The sequence below is a fragment of the Streptomyces sp. NPDC051740 genome (genome assembly GCF_044453165.1).
GTDB classification, from domain to species: Bacteria; Actinomycetota; Actinomycetes; order Streptomycetales; family Streptomycetaceae; genus Streptomyces; species Streptomyces atrovirens.
The window spans coordinates 157770-175282 of record NZ_JBITCL010000004.1; the positions used below are offsets into that span (position 1 = coordinate 157770).

A 17513-nucleotide genomic window follows, 5' to 3' on the forward strand; every position below is an offset into this window, starting at 1 on the left:
GCGTCACGTCGCGTCGGCGGACGGCTCCCAGACGACGGCGTCCATCTCGATGGAAGTGAGCATGCCCTCCGAGACCTTCGTCACCACCAGCCGGGCGACGCGCCCTTCGTCGGTCCGCACGCACAGCACGGCGCCCGGCCTCGCCGGCGCGGTGCTCGAACCGGCGTCCGCCGCCTCGGCGCAGTCCGCGTGGCCCGGGGTCCTCCCGTCCTCCGTCCACTGCGCCACCGTCCTCCCGATGCCCGTCGTGACCTGCCACGAGTCGAGGAGCCCGAGGCTGATGTCACCGCCGCCGAAGAGGCCCGCGGTGCCGGGCGGGTCGGAGTCCAGTTCCTTGGAGCTGTCGAGGCCGAGCTTCAACGCGCCCCGCCACTGCTCGGCGGGCGCTTGTCGCGGTTCGTGGCTCCCGCTCCCGGCCGCCGCCTCGGGAGGGTCCTCGGTGGCGGTGCTTCCGAAGCCGCCCGCACCGGAGCGCTGTGCCTGCGGATCAAGACCGGAACGCTGCTCGGTTCCGTCGAGGACGAAGGCGTACAGAGCGACCGCGCCGACGGCGGCGGCGAGCACACTCACGAACCCGGCCCGTTTCGAGACGCGTATGTTGATGTCGCCGAGGGCCTGGAAGATGGAGTTGCCATCCCGTGCGTCGACCCTGGCATTGTGGTTCTGGTCGTCCCCCGGCACGCCTCGCCCCCCGCAGCCCCCGTTGTGTGCTCTGTGCGCGCCCTGAAGTGTAGAAGACGTGAAGGCCGGTTGATCGGCTTTCGCGTCAACTCACCGGATGAACTCGGACGTTGTACGGGGCGAGCGGTCTGGTCATCGCGCGCTCGCACGAGACGGGGCGCCGTCCTCCCCCTCAGGGAGGACGGCGCCCCGCCACGGGCCTGTGGATCAGCCCTCGGTGCCCTCCATGAGCTCCTCCTCGCCGAGCGCCCCTGCCGCGAAGCCGCCGAAGAAGCCCTCCATGATCTCGTCGATGTTCACCTCGGTGGCGTTCGCCGGGGCCGTGGCCTTCTCGCCCCCGCCCAGGCGCAGCACCAGCGCGAACTTCTTGACCTTCGCCTTCTCCGCCAGCTTGGCCAGGTCGATGGAGACCTCGGTCAGCTCGCCGTTCTTCAGCGTGAAGTCGGCCGTGACCTTCTCGTTCGGCGCGTCCTTGAAGTCCTTGGCCGTCGGCAGCTCGGCGCCCGGCGGCAGTTCCTTCGCCAACGGAGCCAGTTCGTCGGACAGCTCGGTCATCAGCGTGCGGAAGGGCGCCGTGGCCTTGATGTGCTCGGTGCCGTCCGACCCGTCGGAGGTCTTGAAGTCGACCTCCTTGGCGATGACCTGCCGCAGTGCCTTGGTGAGCTTCTTCTGCGTCTTGGCGTCGAGCGTGGGCTCCGCCGAGGGCTCCTCGGCCTCGGCGCCCTCCGCTCCCGACATCTGCTCGCTGGTCTCCTCCAGGTCCTTCGTCGCGACCTTGAGCCACTCGCCGGCGAGGAGCTTCTTGAACGCGCCCGCGCTGTCGGGCAGTTCGTCGGCCGACGGCATGGGGCTGCCGCTCATCCGCCCGATCGCGTCCAGGTCGGCACGGAGGTAGGTGTAGTCGCCGACCATCCGGTACTCGAACAGGCCGCCGTCCGGACCACTGAACTTCAGCGCCATGCCGTCGAAGTCCTTCTCACCGGACTCCTCGAACGGCTTCTTGGACTGCACCGACAGGGAGATCCGCGCGTCGCTGAGCAGTTCGGCGACCTCTTCGGGCATCGCGTCCTCGGGCGCCGACCCGGCGTCCAGCGCCTTCAGCGACGCGGCGTCGGTGTCCAGGTCCAGCTCGAAGGAGAGCGAGCGCTCCTTGCCGAGCTTCTCGAAGGCCTGGTCGAGCTTCTGTCCCGCGGACAGGTTCTCCACGGTGCCGCAGGCGGCGGAACCCGCCAGGACGGCGGTGGCGACGGCGGTGGCGGTGAGGGTCTTGCGTATGGCGGAAATGACGGTCTCCTCGTGAACGCGACCGAAGTGGTCACCGAGAAGACGGGCCGACGTCCCAAAAGGTTGTACCGGTCAGGGGTGTATGGCCGTCATCACATCTCCGGTGAGGACAGGGGCTGTTCGGTGGCTGCTGGGATCCACGTGGGCGAGATCACCCGGATCCCGGCGGGTCCCCGCCCGCGGGGAGCCCGCCACGTCCTCCTGCCGGGCCCCGGCGGGTCCCCGTCCGCAGGGGAGCCCGCCACGTCCTCCCGCCGGGCCCCGGCTGGTCCTCCAGGGGCCGGTTCCGCCCGGTGTCTGCCGGGCGGAACCGGCCGTCGTGCCGCACGCGGGAGGCGCCACCCGCCGCTCACCGCGTACTGCACACCGTCTTCGGAGCCGCTCTGCCGCCGTCCCCCGGCGTGGACTGCGCGTCCTGCACCCGCTGCACGTCCTGGAGGAGGCCCGGAACGTCGGGGTCCTGGCCGCCGGCGGCCCGTGCGATGGTCAGCAGTACGGCCTCGTAGAAGGCGTCCCGCACGGCGGGTGCCATGACGTCCGAGGCGTCCAGGCAGCGGGGCCCTTCACGGAGCCGCCGGGCGATCTCGCCCTTGACCGCGTCGCCCCGCGGCTTCACCTGACGGTTCGCCGAGAAGACGTCCGCCCGGTCGGCCCATTCCCGCTGGCCCTCCTTCGAAGCCAGCCGTTCGATCAGCTCCTGCGCCTCGGGGCGGTCGCTGAACAGCGCCGCGAAGTCGCCGGTCACCTCGTGGGCCCGGACCCGGCCGCCGCCGGGCAGGAGCGGAGCGGAGTCCGCCAGGCGCGCGTGCTTCGCGTCGGACCGGTAGAAGGAGAGCGCGAAGGAACCCTGGTGCTCCAGGGCGCACCCGTCCGGGTCGTCGAACAGCAGACCGTGGCCGCCCGGGTCGCCGCGGTGATCGGTGAGCAGGGCCCTCTTGGCCGCGCGCTCGTCCTGCCGCAGCAGATCGGCCCAGGCCTCCCAGGCGGTGCGTACCGGATCACTTCGCCACCACTTCGCCTCGCCCGTGCCCAGCGCCCACTTCTCGTAGACCTCCGGGCCCTCCCGTTGCAGCACGAGGTCCTCGATCCAGTCGGTGCCGGGCCAGCCGGAGGCGCCGTCGTCCCCCATGCCGATGCACCAACTCCTCAGCGGGGCAGGTGAATCACCCGGCTCCTGACCCTGGCGGTACCAGACGATGCTCTTCAGGTCCGCCTTGACCGGCACCCAGTACACATGCCCGGAGGACGAACCGGCCGACATCCAGGGAGTGCCGTACTCCCGCGGCTCGTAGAACTCGTCCAGCGGCTTCAGGAGGCCGCTCTCGGCGTACTCGGCGAGTTCGCCGAGGCCCGGCATGATCACGATGTCCGGGGGCTCACCCGACTGCACCTTGGAGAGCAGCACCTCCCGCTGGGCCGCGGTGCCCTGGTAGCGGAAGGGGATGCCGAAACCCCGCAGTACGTCCTCGAACTGCTCCGCCTGCCCGGCCGTCCAGGTCCCGAGGATGGTCACCGGCTCCTCGTCGTCGTGCCGCGCCCAGACCACCACCATGCCGACGGCGGCGATCAGCAGCATGACCACCACGAACACCAGCATCCTGAACCGCCGGGTCACCGTCGTCTCCAGTAGTCGTGGTCGAGCCGCAGACCGAGCCCCAGCGCGGGCAGGACGACGGCCAGCAGGCTCCCGACGAGAGCACCCCGGTACACCGATTCGGTCCACGCGCCGCCGGCCAGTCGCAGCCGGACCTTCTCCGACATCTCCGTGACGTGCCGCTGTGCCTCGTCCGGCGGGCCGTTCCCCCAGGACTCCTCGGTGATCCGCCGCAGATCCGCGAGCGCCCCGGCGAGATCGTCCTGGGTGGAGTACGCCGTCATCAGCGGGACCACCGCGAGCAGCACGGTGAGGACGAAGGCCGCGAGCAGATACGGATTCCAGTCACGGCCGCAGCGGTCGCGCAGCACGAACAGCGCCGAGAGGAGGGTCAAGGCCACCGAGACCAGGGCGAGTTCGGCGATCCACCACCCGGCGCGCTGCCACCACCCCATGGCGGCCGTGGACTCGGCGTGCTCCAACTGGGTGCGCTGCAGGACCTTCAGACGCGGTGCGACTCCCACCGTGTCGCGGGTGAGCAGCGACTCGGCCTCCTGGAGCCTCAGTTCCCGCATGAGGGGCTGGTCACGGTAGAGGGACGTGCCGAGGGCGAGGGAGTCGCTGTAGGTGGCGAGCAGACCCTTGACCGTGCCGAGGTCCTGGTCCGTGCGGTCGGCGATCCGGGACAGGCCCTGGTCGGCGGCCGAGAGCTGGGACCGGTAGACCTCGCCCGAGCCCACGACGCCGATGAGGTTCCTCTCCACCAGGTGGTCGACCTCCTCCTGGGCGCGCAGGGCCGCGAGCCGGCTGGCGGCCAGCCCCTGCACGGCCGGCGCCTCGCGGGACGCCAGTGCCTCGGCACCGTGCTGGACCTGACGGCTGGAGAGGAACAGGGCGGTCGACGCCACGGCCGTGAGCAGGAACAGCACCAGCAGATGCGCCTCCAGCAGCCGGCGGGTCCGCCAGGAGCCCAGGCGCCCGCGCCAGAACGCGGCGGGGGAGTACCGGCGCCGGGAGGCGGCGCGTCCGGCCGTCACAGCAGCCTCTTCCCGCACGCGACGCAGTAACGGGCCTCGCTCCCCGCCGGGGCGCCGCAGTCGCCGCAGCCCGGACCCGGCCGGGCGCCGACGGCGTCGGCCAGGGGGCCGCCGGGACGGGACCCGGCGCGCAGGATCATCGGGCCGAGGGTGCCGGCGTCGACGGCGCGCAGCCGGACCCGCCCCCCGGCCGCGTCCTCGATGTGGGCGACCGCGCGGATCTCGTCCAGCACCCAGTCCGTGCCGAACCGCACCGCCAGCCGGGCGGCCTGCCCCAGACGGTCCTCCGCGGTGTCGCGCCGGTGTTCCCCCAGAGCCACCAGTCCTTGGCGCAGGGCGCTCCGCATCCTGGCGGTGGCGTTGAGGGTGCGCACGCTGTCGGCGCCCGCCGGGGCGTGCGGCGGTGACTGCTCGGGGAGGTGCCAGCGGGCGGTGACGGGCGCGTGGACGTCACCGATGGAGACCATGGCGAACTGCAGCTCGGTCTCCAGCGGGTCGCCGTCGGAGTCGGCGACCAGGGTGAGCAGGTAGTCGCGTCCGCCCTGCTCCCACTGGTAGGTCGGGAAGCTCCAGCAGTGCGGCCGGCCGCGCTCGGGCAGACCGCCGAGACGGTGCGGCCGGGGCGCCTTCTCGCTGAGCGAGACCTGGCGCACGGAGGGCCGTACGGTCACCTCGATCGGCAGCTGGGGAGTGTGCACCCGGCGCAGCCGCTGGATGGCGGCGGTGATCGCACGGCCGAGCCCGTCGTCCACGAACTCGGCCGTCCCGTGCAGCCGTTCGGCGAGGGCGAGCAGGGGATCGGGGGTCCAGTCCGAGCCCACGGCGAACACATCACAAGTGAACCGACCGGCACAGGAGTCCAGTTCCTCCTCCAGCCGGTCCTCGGCGGTGGCGGCGGCGCTGCTGCCGTCGGTGATCAGCACCAGGTGGCGTACGGACACCGGCCGGCCGGCGAGCAGGGAGCGCGCCCCGGCCACCCAGGCGGCGTACCCCGCGGGACGCGGCCCCTCCCGGTGCAGCGGGAGCGAACCCGCGACGAAGGCGGCCCGGCGCCTTGCGCCCTGGTCGGCGACGGCCCACTCGTCGTCGCCCCGCGGATAGCACCGGACCGGCTCGGGGCCGCTGCCGAGCACGGCGAAGGAGATCCGGTCGGGCAGGGCGCGCAGCGCCGCCGGCAGGGCGTGCCGGACGGCCGCCCGGTTGGACTCGGCGACGTCCACCGCGATGATCACCGCGAGCTGGACCGCGGGCAGGTCGGTGGGGGCGCCGTCGGCGGCCACGTCGACCCGCAGATGCGCCTCGATCTTCGCGCTGCGGTGCGGGCGCGGATCACCGCCGAGGTCGACGCGGAGTCGGATGCCCGGCTGCGGCGGCCGGGTGGGGCTGCTCATGTCGTACGTCACCGCTCCTTTCCTGCACCTTCGTCGCCGGGTGCTGCTCCGTTCCGTCGTGCCGTGCGGTCAGAACACGGTCTGCGGCCGTACCGCGTGCATGAGGTCCACCAGGTGTTCATGGGCGGCGGCCGGCTCCTGGTGGTGTGCCGCCAGCCGCCGGTAGAGCGACTCCAGCCGCTCGCGCGACGCGCGCTCCGGCGCGCTCAGCCGGCGCAGGGCGCGGGCGGTGAGCCGTCCGGCGCCCCCTCCCGGGGAGCCGGGACGGTCGCTGAGGCTGTGCACCGCGTCCAGTTTCCACTCGTGGAGTTCGGTGCGCAGGCGCAGCGCCTCGTCCTCGGACAGGCTCGGTTCCCCGTCGCCCGGACGCCGGCCCACCAGGCCGTGCAGTTCGGCCAGCGCCGCGTCGACCTCGGCGGGCAGGGGCAGCGGATCACCGTCTCCGGGCAGCCGGGCCGCGCGGATGCGCAAGGCGGCGATCCGGGCGACGGTGTGGTCCAGCGTGCCCTGCCGGACCCGGCCGAGCACGTCGATGGCGGCCCGGCGGTCGCGTGCGCGGAGCGCGAGCCTGGCCAGGCCGAGGGCGGCGCCGCCGTGCGCGGGGTTGCGGGCGAACACCGCCTCGTACAGTTCCTTGGCCGTGGGCTCGGCGGTGTCGTCGCCGAGCCACTCCGCGCAGTGGGCGAGGGCCAGTTTGGGCGCGTACTCGCCGGGCAGTTCGAGGTGGGCCCGGGTGAAGTGGCGGCGGGCCTCGGCGACCTGCCGGGGGTCGTCGTCGAGGTCGGCGCTGCACAGCGCGAGCAGGGCGCGGTGCCACTCCAGCCGCCACCGGCGCACGGCGGGCGGCCCCGGGACGGAGTCGGCCGTGTCGAGTTCCTCCTCGGCCCGCCGCAGGTCGTCGAGGGTGTTCCGGCCCAGCAGGACGCGCACGTTGTGCAGGAGGATCTCCACCGAGGGCGGCTTCTCGCCCTCCTGCTCCAGGAGCCGGCCCGGGTCGTAGCCGCTGCTCACCTCGAACCGTGTGGCCTGCGGATCGCCCGGATACGGCCTGGGCACCGGCAGACAGGCGGCGATCTCGGTGGGGGTGGGTGTGCCGAGGTCGAGGATCGGTGCCACGGGCGGCTGGTACCGGTCGCGGCGGGGCCGGTCCAGCCAGTGTCCGATGTCCGGCACCGTGCCGAGCCGGGCGCCCGGCAGCCGGGTGGACGGCCGGAAGTGGTCGGAGGGCTCCGGCGGATCGCTCTTGCCGCGCAGCGCGCGGATCTCCCGCAGGGCGCCGCGCAGTTGGCCGACCATCTCGCGGGCGTCGGAGAAACGGCGGTACGGGTCGGTCCGTACGGCCCGGTCGACGACCCGGTCGAAGGCGGCGGTGCCGAGGCCGGGTACGTCGGCGACGGCCCAGCGGGCGAGTTCCCGCAGGGTGACGCCGACGGTGTGCAGGTCGTGGGCGACGGTGGGCACGGCGGACGTCCCCGCCTCGGGTGCCATGTAGCCGGGCGTGACATGGGCGGGCAGCAGGCTCTGGCCCTGTTCGCGCATCCCGCCGAGGTCGATGACCTTGATGCCGTCCCGGTGGTGCACGACGTTGGAGGGCTTCATGTCCCCGTACACGAAGACCCGGCCGCCGTCGGCGTGCAGATGGACGAAGGCTTCGAGGATCTGGCAGCCGTACGCCGCGACGTGCTCGATGTCGAGGACGGACTCCCCGCGCCGGACCTCCTCGGCGACCTTCGCGAGGGTGCCGTCACCGACGTCGTCCATGACGATGTAGCCGCCGGTGACCTGACCGGTGTCGTCCCGGCGGGCGACGAAGTCGCGGATCTGGACGATGCGGGGGTGACGGATGGCGACGAGGTTGCGGCGCTCGACGTCGGCGAGGCGGGCGCCGTCGTGCTCGTACCGGTTGAGCAGTCCCTTGACGGCGACGACGTCACCGAGGTGGGTGTCCTCGGCGAGGTAGACCCAGCCCTGGCCGCCGTGCGCGATGGGTCCCATGACCCGGTACTGGTCGCGCAGCAGGTCGCCCTCGACGAGTTCGGGCCGGTACGAGTAGCGCTCGCCGCACGCCGGGCAGAACCCCTCGATCGGCACCGGGCCCTCGGTGTAGGGCGGGGCGAAGGTGATGCCGCAGTCGGCGGACGAGCAGCCCATGCGGATGCGCGGCGGTGCCTCGGGCCGGACGAGGCGCTCCTCGGCGGGGCGCGGCTCGCGTTCGGGGAGCGCGAGGAGTTCGCGGGGGCCGAGTTCCCGGGGGTCCTCCGGCAGGGCGGGCAGCCCGGGGCCGTCCTGCGCGCGACCGCAGACGGCGCAGTAGCCGGTGGGCAGTACGGCGCCACCGCAGGGGGTCCCGGTGAAACGCCGGTGCGGGCAGGTCGTCATCCTCGCGTGCTCCTCCTTCCCCGCCCGGCCCGGACGGTGCACGGTGTCACCGGTCCCCGCAGCGTCCCAGGTCGGCGCGCAGGGTCCTGATCAGCGCGCGCAGCCGGGTGAGTTGCTGTTGCGGGTCCCGTACGTCGTCGAGCAGGCGGCGGGTGGCGCGGTGCCGGTCGGCGGTCTCGGTCACGGAGCTCAGGGAGGCGCTGTCGACGATGTCGCGGCGTATCGCCCGGCTGAACTCCGCGCGCTGCAAGCGGTCGAGCAGGGCGTCCGCGTGGTGGAGGAGCGCGGGCCGCAGGAGGAGGTCGCGGGACGCGGCCCAGCCGGGCCCGCCCTCGTGGCGGAAGACGAGCAGCAACCGGAAGCCGAACGCCCGTAATCGGGCCAGGATCTCGATGAGGGGACCCGGCTGCGGCTCCTCGTCGAGCCCGTCGACGAGGACCGTGACCGGCCGTACGGGCACACGGTCGGCCGCCCGCGCGGGCCGGGCCTTGGCGCCGCGCAGCCAGTCCCAGTACGCCAGGTACTCACCGGCCGGGAAGGTGACCTGGTCCAGGGCGTGGTCGATGAGATCGGGCCTGCTGGCGCCGCCACGATGGGCGACATGGGCACGGTGCAGCAGATGACGCAGCGACCGGTCCTTGCCACTTCCCGGAGATACCACGGTGATCTTCACCGGGTCCTCGTCCGGATCGTCGAACCACCGGGACAACCGCTCCTCGAAGCCGTGGTCCCAGGCGCCCGGACTGCTCAACTCCTTGATGAGCGGCGATAGTTCGGCGATACGCCCGACGGGGATCAGATACGAGAAGGAGAGCCGGTTGTCCTCGGGCAGAGCCGCTCCCAGGTCCCCGCGCCAGCTGACGACGATGCCCACCACCCGGGCGGGCCGGCCCTCCTCGGGCCGGGTGCACACGCCGGCGCCGCTGAACCCGGCGCGCACCACCTCCGACCTGGTGACGGCGTCGAGCTGCACCCGCTCACCGCTGGCGCCACCGATCCGCCCCCACAGGCTCATGCCGTCGTCGAAGCCCTCCGCGTAACCGGTCGCGTACACCTCCATGCCGCCCCACAGCCCGGTCTCCAGCGGAGCACGGCGAGCCTGCGGACGAGGACTGTCCAGCCGCAGCACGGCGACGTCCTCGCCACCGGCGCCCTCCGCCAGCCAGCCACCGGGCATGACCCGCGCGGCGACCGGTTCGAGCCCGCCGTTCTCGGCGAACTCCAGCCACATGACGGCGTCCGGCCGGCGCACCACGTGCGCGCAGGTCAGCGCCGTGTACTGGTCGACGAGCACGCCGGCGCCGCACACGGGGCCGTGCGCGTCCTCGCGCCGCAGCCTGAGTCTCCAGTCCGCACGCAGTTCCCCCATGCCGTCTCACACTACGTGCAAAGGGCGGGGCGTCCCTAGACTTGTGAGCAGGGTGGATCGGTCAATCAGCCGAAAGTGGCGGTGTGTTGACATGACGAATGCGGAACCGATCGGTCTGGCGGAGGCCATCGGCACGGTGCGCGCGGAGCTGGCGCGGGCCCAGGCGGAGGGCGCGGAGAGCGACTGGAGGTTCCACGTGGAGCAGGTCAGCCTGGAGTTCTCGGTGCAGTTCCACCGGGCCGGCGAGGGCGGCGCGGGCCTGCGCCTGGGCGTCGTCGAGGCCCGCCTGGGCGCCTCGGTGAGCCACGACTCCACCCACCGCATCGAGGTGACCCTCAAACCCCTTCCCCGCCCCGACGGCCGGCACCACGAGGTCGGGCGTGAGGACACCGCCGCCCGCCGTCTGCCGGGACCGCACGACGGCTCCCTCCTGCGGGACCGGTGACCCGAGCCGGGGTTCCGGGCCTTCCGGTGCCCACCGGTCAGCCCGTCCCGGGAGGGCCGAGCGTCCCGCGACCGACGGCCCCCCGATCACATACGGTGCCGGAGTGCCCGGCCGCGTACACCGGGTGCGCCTCGCGCGGACCGGGCACGGTGGTGCGCGCGAGTGCCCGGTACAGGCCGGTGCTGAGGGGGCCGTCGGCCTTCCCGGTCCTGTGCCCGGCGTCGACGACGGCGAGCGGACCGGCCACCGGCGGCTGGTGGTCCGGTGAGGAACGGTGCGGGACAGCCCCGGCGAACCGCAGCGCGGGCTGGTGGCGGGAGCCGATGCGGGAGGGCCGGCTCACCGTGATCCGAACAGTCGCGGCGGCCTCGGCAGTCGCTGTTCGTCCGTGGACCGCTCCGGTGCCACTCGCACGGCCGTCGCCGACCTCGTGCCCGGGCACACCCTGGCCGACCACGTGCGTCGTCTTCGCCGGGCGTCCGGAGCCTTGAGCTACCGCGCAACGTTTCTCAAGTGTCGGAGGACTGCTCGGTGCGAGAGGCGACGGGCGGCCGGCGTGGTGAACCCCGCCGGCCGCGCACCGCGCCTGTCGTCCCGCCCTCCGGGTTACCGTCGGTTGATTCCGGGCAGGCGAACGTCGGCGTCGTCGAGCATCAGCAGGGCACGCGCCCGGGTCCGCTCCTTCATGTAGGGCCAGGCGGCCTCCACCAGACCGCTGTCGAGAAGGAGTTGATCCAGTACCTCGAAGTAGACGGCACCGCCGACGTGCTGCGCGGAGTGGTCCACGATGCGCTCCACGAAGTCCCAGCACCGGGTGAGCAGCTGTGTGTCCGGGCTGTCGCTCCTCAGCTGCGGCATCAGCACCGGCGTGGTGAAGCATCCGGCCGGCAGTTCGTACAGCGTCACGGCCGCGTCCTCGGTCAGGACGGCCGCTTCCGCGGGTTCGTGGAACATCTCGGCGATGGGGCCGGCGGATTCGGGGATCATGCGCAACAGCAGCGAGGGGATCTCGTCGGACGGGATCCCCTCGACCGGACCGTCCCCGGTGGGGGTGTCGCTCATATCTTCCTCAGTAGGTGTGTGTCGCTCGTGCTCATGGGCTCGGGGCCCGTCGTGCGAGGTGCACGACGGGCCCCGCCCTCATCGTCCGGTACGGCGTCCCGGACCCACCGTATCGAGGTGGCGGGGGGACTGTCGGTGGCTGCTGGCAGGATCGCCGGCATGGTTTTCGTACGTACGACTCCGCCGCGGCCTGTCGAGGTGAGCGCGGTCTTTCCCGAGCTGGCTCCGCTGGCGCGGCCTGCCGTCCGGTTGCATCCCCGGCCGGGGTCGCCCTCGGTCAGGGACAGCTCGGTCGGGGGACCGTTGCTGTGGCCGGCCGAGGAACCCTGGCCGCACTGCGAGGACTCGCACCTGCACGGTGACAGCGGGTTTCGCCAGTCGCCGGCAGAAGTGCGGCTCGACAGGCACAGTCGGGCCCAGCGGCATGAGGACCCCTATGGCCCCTCGTTCACGCCCGAAGAGGAGGCGGCCATGGCACAGAAGGCCGCGAGACTCGCGGAGCGACTCGACGCCGGCCCTCCCTGGCCCGCGGAGTGCCCGGTCCCCCTGTTGCCCGTGGCCCAGTTGTATCTGCGCGACGTACCCCTGTTGCGGCCGCCCGGACAGGCCGATCTGCTCCAGGTCCTCTGGTGTCCCTACGACCACGAGCCGGACTGGAAGCCCGCGACCGCGGTGTTCTGGCGGTCCGCCGCCTCGGTCGTCGATGTCCTCGCCACGCCACCGGAACCGTATGAGGCGAACTGCTCGGGCTATGTGCCGGAGCCGTGTCTGCTGGCACCGGAAGCAATCACCGAGTATCCCAACAGCCTTGATCTGAGCCAGGAGCTGAGGCAGGTGGTGGGGGACTGGAGCCGATGGCAGGAAGCCGGTGCGGACGTGGACAGCTCGTACGCGGACTATCCGGCGGAGTTCTACGACGGCAGTCTGGCCGACGCTCCCGGCTGGAAGGTCGGTGGCTGGCCCCCGTGGGGCCGCACCGACCCGTACCGCCGGTACTGCGCTGTCTGCGACGCCCGGATGGTCCCGCTGCTGACCATCGCATCCTTCGAATGGGACAGCGGTACGCGCGGCTGGGCGCCGTACGAGGACCGGGCCGCCTACGCCGCCGGTCACCGCGCCGGCCTGTCCCCCGCGCAGCCGACGAGGGTGGAAGTGGGCAGCGCCGACAACATGCAGCTCTACGTCTGCCCGACCTCCCCCGAGCACCCGCACACCGACCTGATCCAATGAATGTCGGCTCCGGGGCGGGCGGGCTCCTCCGCGGAGGCGGAGAGGAGCCGGTGCGCTTCCGGAACGGGCGTTCACGAGGCGCTGGGGACCGGGCCGTGAACCGAACGGGCCGCACCCCGGAGCGGGGTGCGGCCGGGTGTGCGCCCTTGGTGTCAGTTGGCCGAGGGCCTGGGGTCCGTCAGCCCTTGGCCGGGGACCGCGGTGTGTTCCGGGCTCTGGGCGGGGGCGGGGGCGGGGGCGGGGGCGGGGACGCGGCCCGCGGAGGAGGGGGTGGCGAAGATCTCGTCGAGGGTGGTGGCGTCGATGGCGCGGTCGAACCAGAGATCCAGGAGCGGCATGTCCGTGCAGGTGGTGACGCGCTGTCGGGTCTCTTCCGTCAGCGAGAAGCCGCGGCGTTCCATCAGGCGCAGCAACTGCTCGGCCTTTCCGGCCACGCGTCCTTCCTCGCGTCCTTCTTCCTGTCCTGCGAGGCGGGCGTCGCCCACGATGGTGCCTCGCCTGGGGGTGAAGAGGGTTTCCATCAGGTTCCTCCAGATTTTCCGGGCGTGTTCGCTGCCCAAGCCGTCCTCGATCAGTCCCGCCAGGTCGTCCCGCGCTTCGCGGTCCGTGTCCTGGGCCAACGCCTCGCCCATGACCGTCAGTATGCCCTCGATGTCCGGGTCGTTGCTGTGGATCCACAGGCAGAACGCGGCGAAGTCCGGGTCGGCCGAGGCGTCCTGGATCCGGCTCACACGCGGGACGTTCGCCGGGCCCAGCACGTGTGGCACCGTCACCTGGGTGGGACGCCCCAGACCGGTGTGCAGGGGTCTGGCAGCCCATGCCGCCGTTGCCGTGTCCACGCACAGGACCAGCAGGACGACCTCGAGTTTGTACCGGTCACGCAAGTACGCGACGTAGTACGGCCAGGAGGTCTCCTTCTTCGTCTCGATGCCGGTCTGCGCCTCGACCAGCAGGATGAACGGATCACGCCCGTCGGGACGGACCACCCGCAGCACGGAGTCCATCTGCCGGGTGAACATCTTCGGGGCGCCGGACGCGTCCGTCGGGAGGGTCTCGGTGGTGACACCGGGCGGGATTCCGAGGTCCAGGAGGTCCAGCGCACGGTTCAGCGCTTTCGGACGTCCCGGCAGGAAGCCGTGCAGGGTGTCGTGACTGACGTTGGGCATGAGGTGAAACTATGCGCGAAGCAAGAACATTCGTCGGCTTTTGAGGCGTGATCACCCGTTTGGCGGAATCCCCTGAGGTTGACGCCGAGGCGTGCGGTCGGGACGGGGCGAGTGCCGGGCCTGCTCTACGCGCAGGGGCAGGGCAGTTCGGGGAGCGCGCGGTTGGGGGAGCACGTGACCAGGGCCAGGGTGAGGTACGAGGGGCGTTCGAGGTAGTGGCCGTACGAGACGTCGGCGCCCGCGCGCAGGCGTTCGGCGGCGGCGTCCACCAGCCGGGCCAGGCACGCGGTGTCCCGGTCGGCCTCCGCCGCGAACCGGGGCGTGTACTCGGCCAGCCGCTCGCCGAGCCAGGCCGCCGCCTCCTTCGCCTCGTCCCAGGTGCCCCGGACCAGTGAGCGGGGCTTGACGAGCCAGTACGCCGTCTCCAGGGGCGGGAGGTCCGACGTGCGGAACTCCGCGGCGACCTGGCGGTAGCGGTCGATCAGTTCCGGCCTGCTCCCGGCCGGGGGCGGGTCGGGGTGCGGGGGCCGCCGCAGGGCCTCGTCGTCGAAGCGTGCCTTGGGGCCGGTCCAGAGGTAGGCGTGGTGGTGCACGTGCTGCTCCCGTCGCGAGGAGCGCCGGCGGCCGGACGCGGGGAGGAACCCGGTCCGGCCGGCGGCGGGGAGGGGAGGGGGAGGGTCAGGCGCCGAGGCCGAAGCGCGCCGGGTCGATACCGGCGGCGTCCAGCTCCTCGGTGGTGAAGCGCAGCGGCTGCGCGTCCGGCCGCTTGCTGTCGCCCAGCGCCCAGGCGTCCTCACCGATCCGGGCCAGGGTCACGCACCCCTCGGTGCAGGGGCCGCCGCACGCCTTCGTGAACGAGGCCCCGCTGATGTCGAGCGCGTAGAGGTCGGTTCCGTTCCGCATGACTGCACCTTCCAGTTCGTCCGACGCGGCCGGGTCCGGCCGCCGTCGCCCGTGGTGGGCGGGAGTGCACGGGAGGGGAGACGGCCGCCCGGTCGTTTCCGCAGGTGAGCGGTGGACGGGGGCGGTTTCTCCCGGCTCTCCGTGACCTCAGGGTGGCGGTCGGACGGGGGCGGGGACGAGTGTGGCACCCCGTACGGTGAGTCAGCGTACGGACACGAAGAGTGGACGGTACGTCTGATGATCCGTCAGGCCGGGGGCGGGCGCGGGCGGCGTGAGGAGCCGTCGTGGTGTGCGGTGCGGAGGAGAGGAAAAGGGCGGCGGGTGGACGTGGTCGGGGTCGAGAAGGAAGCGCCCGCCTCGCCTATGCCGGGACGGGGTCCTCGAGCATGTTCAGGGCCTGGCGGGAGAGCAGGCGCTCCGCGGCGTCGTAGCTCCAGCCGCAGTCGACGACAAGCGATCGCCATGCCGACAGCCCGAAGCACAGCCACAGACGGTCCGCCGCGCCGTTCACGTCGAGATGCGGAGCCACTGCGCCGATGGAGACCATGTGCTCCGCGGCTTCGCGAAGCGCCTGGCGGTACTGCGTGACGACGTAGTCCCACACCTCCCGCGCTTTGGCGTCGCTCGCCATGGAGGAGTAGAGCAGGTCGATGGACGGAGCGAAGCGTTCGGTGTTGTCGCGGACGCCGTGCGCCAGGCGCGCGACCGCCGAGGCGAGGTCCTCGCTCCGGAACACCTCTTCGTGGACCCCGGTGGTCCGCGAGTCCGCCACGTCCGTGGCCAGGAGGGCGTGCAGGAGCTCCGTCTTGGTCCCCACGCTCGCGTACAGCGTCTTGGTCGCGACGCCGGCCGCGCGGGCGATGTGTCCCATCGTCACCTGCGCATAGCCCTGCGCGATGAAAAGCTCACGCGCGGCCGCCAGGATGTCCTGCCGGGTCTGAGCCGCGCCCCGCTCACGCCGTGGCGATCGATAACTCCGGGTCGGTGCGGACATGTCTCCACCTTACCCCGAGGTAAGGGTAAGCGTATTCATTGCAGATGCTGTAACTTCAAAACAGGACTTCCCTTCCGGACGGGAAGACCCTGCACCATGCACCCCTCAACCCGAAGGTTTCGCACCCCATGGACATGAACGCCGGGCGTGACTCACAAGCCGTCGTGGAAACGCGGCTCACCCATGAGACACACAGACTGGCCACCGGGCTGCTCGTGGACGCCGCCGGCCACCCCTCCGTGCCTGGCGAAGCGCTCGCGCAGTTACGGGACTTCCTCGTGGTGAACCTGCGTCACCACCACGAGACCGAGGGCGAATGGCTGTGGCCGCTCATCCTGACCGCGGCGCCCGATGTGAAACGCGCACTCGACGACCTGAGCGAAGAACACGAACGTCTGGACGTCGCGCTCGACCGCCTCGCCGACATCGGCCTCACCGGCGCGAAGGACCAGGACGGCGAGAATCCGAACGAAGACGACCGGCACGCACTGCGCGAGGCGGCCGTCGCGGTGCGCGACAGCGTGCGCGACCACCTGGACCACGAGGAACCGGTTCTGTTCCCCGCCCTGCGGGCGCACGTCACGCCCGCGCAGTGGGCGGAGTTCGCCCAACGGGTCATCGCCACCACGCCCCCGGTGGCCGGGCATCTGATGATCGGCCTCCTCGACGAGGTGGGCACACCGGCCGAGGTGGAGTCGATATTCGTGAACATGCCGCCGCCGATGAAGTCGCTGCTGCCCGCCCTGCGCGACCAGGCCGCCGCCGACCTGCGGGTGCTGCGAGGTATCGGCTCGTGACGGACACACACCTCGCCTGGCCGGACACGGCGTACGAGGCGATCACGGGCGACCTGACCGTCGCGGTCGCCTACCTCACCCCCGCCGGAGGCGCGGTGGTCACCAGCGTCTCACCGGTGGGGCTCGCGAACCGGGCGGCCAACCAGGTCAGTTTCACCACCTCGCTGGGTTTCCCGAAGAAACTGGAACGCATCTTCAACAACCCCCGCGTCGCCCTCGCCTATCACACGCGCATGCACGGATTCGCCGCCCACAGCCACTACGTCCTCGCCCAGGGCAGGGCATCGGTGGACCTTCAGCCCTCGGCACAGCGGCTGGCGGAGCTGATGGACGCCACGGAGCCGTTCTTCGGGAAGACCAAGCACGGAAGAGTGTGGGACTGGCTGCTGCGCGAATACCACCAGGAGCGCGTCTTCGTCGACGTCGGCCTGGAACGCATCAGCACCTGGCCCCACCTCTCGGCACACGGACCGGCAACCGTGACCGGCCCGTCCTGGCCACAGCATCCCGCCGAACAGCGACCCCCGAAGAACGGCACGACACCCCGGATACCCGTCTCCCAGCTCGCCCGGCGGATCGCCGCCCTCCCGCATCGCCTGCTGGCGTACGAGGGGGCCGACGGCAGCCCCGTCATCCTCCCGGTGACGGTCACCGGACACGACGAGACCGGGCTGCGCCTCGGCGCACCGCCCGAACTCCTGCCACCAGGCGGACGCCGAGCGGGATTCCTTGCCCACGCGTTCCGACCGCAGTGCGTCGGCGTGAGCATGCGCACCGCCACCGGCTGGCTGACCGTCGACGACGGAGAGGCGTTGTACGCCCCTCACACGTCGGTCGGCATGACAGCGCCGCCCAGCAGGACGGTCATGACCGTGGCCAACGGCCTGCTGGCCAAACAGGGGCTGCGCCGCGCACGACGCAACGGCACCACCGCGCACCTGCACGACCTCGCAGCCGGCGTCCGCCCCGGCGCGTAGCCCGGATTCCGGAGTGACCCAGGATTACGAGACCCCCGGCGGCCCGACCGGGCGGGGCCGGGGGCGTGGAGCATGCTCCCGGCCCGAGCGCAGGCGCCCGACCAGCACGACGGGCGGGCCGGCGAGGGTGTGGGGCAGGTGGGCGACGTCGTCACCGGAGTCCGTATGACTGCACCTTCCGGTTCGTCCGATGCGGCCGGGTTC

17 protein-coding genes are annotated in these 17513 nt (G+C 72.1%); 4 read left to right on the plus strand and 13 right to left on the minus strand.

Annotated elements, in window-relative coordinates:
- Window positions 1-3: 3 nt before the first annotated feature.
- The 7 genes from ACIA6T_RS08755 to ACIA6T_RS08785 all read right to left on the minus strand — a co-directional run bounded on the left by ACIA6T_RS08755 (window position 4) and on the right by ACIA6T_RS08785 (window position 9735).
- Window positions 4-681 carry a hypothetical protein gene (locus ACIA6T_RS08755; protein ID WP_399445836.1) on the minus strand — a complete coding sequence of 226 codons (678 nt, stop codon included), beginning with the start codon at window positions 679-681 and terminating at the stop codon, window positions 4-6.
- 207 nt (window positions 682-888) lie between these two features.
- Window positions 889-1887: a hypothetical protein gene (locus ACIA6T_RS08760; RefSeq protein WP_399445837.1), complete on the minus strand. Its 999-nt coding sequence runs from the start codon at window positions 1885-1887 to the stop codon at window positions 889-891.
- Between the two features lie 427 nt (window positions 1888-2314).
- A complete protein-coding gene (locus tag ACIA6T_RS08765; RefSeq protein WP_399445838.1) occupies window positions 2315-3580 on the minus strand; it encodes an ABC transporter substrate-binding protein in 1266 nt (421 codons plus the stop codon).
- Window positions 3577-4596 carry a hypothetical protein gene (locus tag ACIA6T_RS08770; protein WP_399445839.1) on the minus strand — a complete coding sequence of 340 codons (1020 nt, stop codon included), beginning with the start codon at window positions 4594-4596 and terminating at the stop codon, window positions 3577-3579. Before ACIA6T_RS08770 ends, ACIA6T_RS08765 begins: the two co-directional genes overlap by 4 nt.
- Window positions 4593-5987 carry a hypothetical protein gene (locus ACIA6T_RS08775; RefSeq protein ID WP_399445840.1) on the minus strand — a complete coding sequence of 465 codons (1395 nt, stop codon included), beginning with the start codon at window positions 5985-5987 and terminating at the stop codon, window positions 4593-4595. The genes ACIA6T_RS08770 and ACIA6T_RS08775 overlap by 4 nt, the downstream gene beginning before the upstream one ends.
- A 69-nt stretch (window positions 5988-6056) precedes the next feature.
- On the minus strand, window positions 6057-8366 hold the full coding sequence (locus ACIA6T_RS08780; RefSeq protein ID WP_399445841.1) for a tetratricopeptide repeat protein: 2310 nt from the start codon (window positions 8364-8366) through the stop codon (window positions 6057-6059).
- A gap of 46 nt (window positions 8367-8412) precedes the next feature.
- Complete coding sequence (locus tag ACIA6T_RS08785) at window positions 8413-9735, minus strand: serine protease (RefSeq protein WP_399445842.1); 1323 nt, start codon at window positions 9733-9735, stop codon at window positions 8413-8415.
- A 91-nt stretch (window positions 9736-9826) separates the two neighbouring features.
- Between ACIA6T_RS08785 and ACIA6T_RS08790 the strand changes: the two genes are divergently transcribed.
- Complete coding sequence (locus ACIA6T_RS08790; protein ID WP_399445843.1) at window positions 9827-10180, plus strand: trypco2 family protein; 354 nt, start codon at window positions 9827-9829, stop codon at window positions 10178-10180.
- A gap of 37 nt (window positions 10181-10217) precedes the next feature.
- On the opposite strand, the gene ACIA6T_RS08795 is transcribed toward ACIA6T_RS08790, so the two are convergent.
- Window positions 10218-10523 carry a hypothetical protein gene (locus ACIA6T_RS08795; protein WP_399445844.1) on the minus strand — a complete coding sequence of 102 codons (306 nt, stop codon included), beginning with the start codon at window positions 10521-10523 and terminating at the stop codon, window positions 10218-10220.
- Window positions 10524-10786: 263 nt separating this feature from the next.
- Complete coding sequence (locus ACIA6T_RS08800) at window positions 10787-11242, minus strand: hypothetical protein (RefSeq protein ID WP_399445845.1); 456 nt, start codon at window positions 11240-11242, stop codon at window positions 10787-10789.
- Between the two features lie 159 nt (window positions 11243-11401).
- Between ACIA6T_RS08800 and ACIA6T_RS08805 the strand changes: the two genes are divergently transcribed.
- Window positions 11402-12472 (plus strand): hypothetical protein, encoded by a 1071-nt coding sequence (locus ACIA6T_RS08805; RefSeq protein ID WP_399445846.1) that lies wholly within the window; start codon window positions 11402-11404, stop codon window positions 12470-12472.
- Window positions 12473-12624: 152 nt separating this feature from the next.
- On the opposite strand, the gene ACIA6T_RS08810 is transcribed toward ACIA6T_RS08805, so the two are convergent.
- The 4 genes from ACIA6T_RS08810 to ACIA6T_RS08825 form a co-directional block, all read right to left on the minus strand.
- Window positions 12625-13638 (minus strand): hypothetical protein, encoded by a 1014-nt coding sequence (locus ACIA6T_RS08810; RefSeq protein WP_399445847.1) that lies wholly within the window; start codon window positions 13636-13638, stop codon window positions 12625-12627.
- Between the two features lie 125 nt (window positions 13639-13763).
- Window positions 13764-14231 carry a hypothetical protein gene (locus ACIA6T_RS08815; RefSeq protein WP_399445848.1) on the minus strand — a complete coding sequence of 156 codons (468 nt, stop codon included), beginning with the start codon at window positions 14229-14231 and terminating at the stop codon, window positions 13764-13766.
- Window positions 14232-14316: 85 nt separating this feature from the next.
- Entirely contained in the window at window positions 14317-14541 is a 225-nt protein-coding gene (locus ACIA6T_RS08820) for a DUF397 domain-containing protein (RefSeq protein ID WP_344564267.1), read from the minus strand.
- Between the two features lie 361 nt (window positions 14542-14902).
- A complete protein-coding gene (locus tag ACIA6T_RS08825) occupies window positions 14903-15535 on the minus strand; it encodes a TetR family transcriptional regulator (protein WP_399445849.1) in 633 nt (210 codons plus the stop codon).
- Between the two features lie 128 nt (window positions 15536-15663).
- Between ACIA6T_RS08825 and ACIA6T_RS08830 the strand changes: the two genes are divergently transcribed.
- Window positions 15664-16332: a hemerythrin domain-containing protein gene (locus tag ACIA6T_RS08830; protein WP_399445850.1), complete on the plus strand. Its 669-nt coding sequence runs from the start codon at window positions 15664-15666 to the stop codon at window positions 16330-16332.
- Entirely contained in the window at window positions 16329-17309 is a 981-nt protein-coding gene (locus ACIA6T_RS08835) for a hypothetical protein (RefSeq protein ID WP_399445851.1), read from the plus strand. Before ACIA6T_RS08830 ends, ACIA6T_RS08835 begins: the two co-directional genes overlap by 4 nt.
- The last annotated feature ends 204 nt before the right edge of the window (window positions 17310-17513 follow it).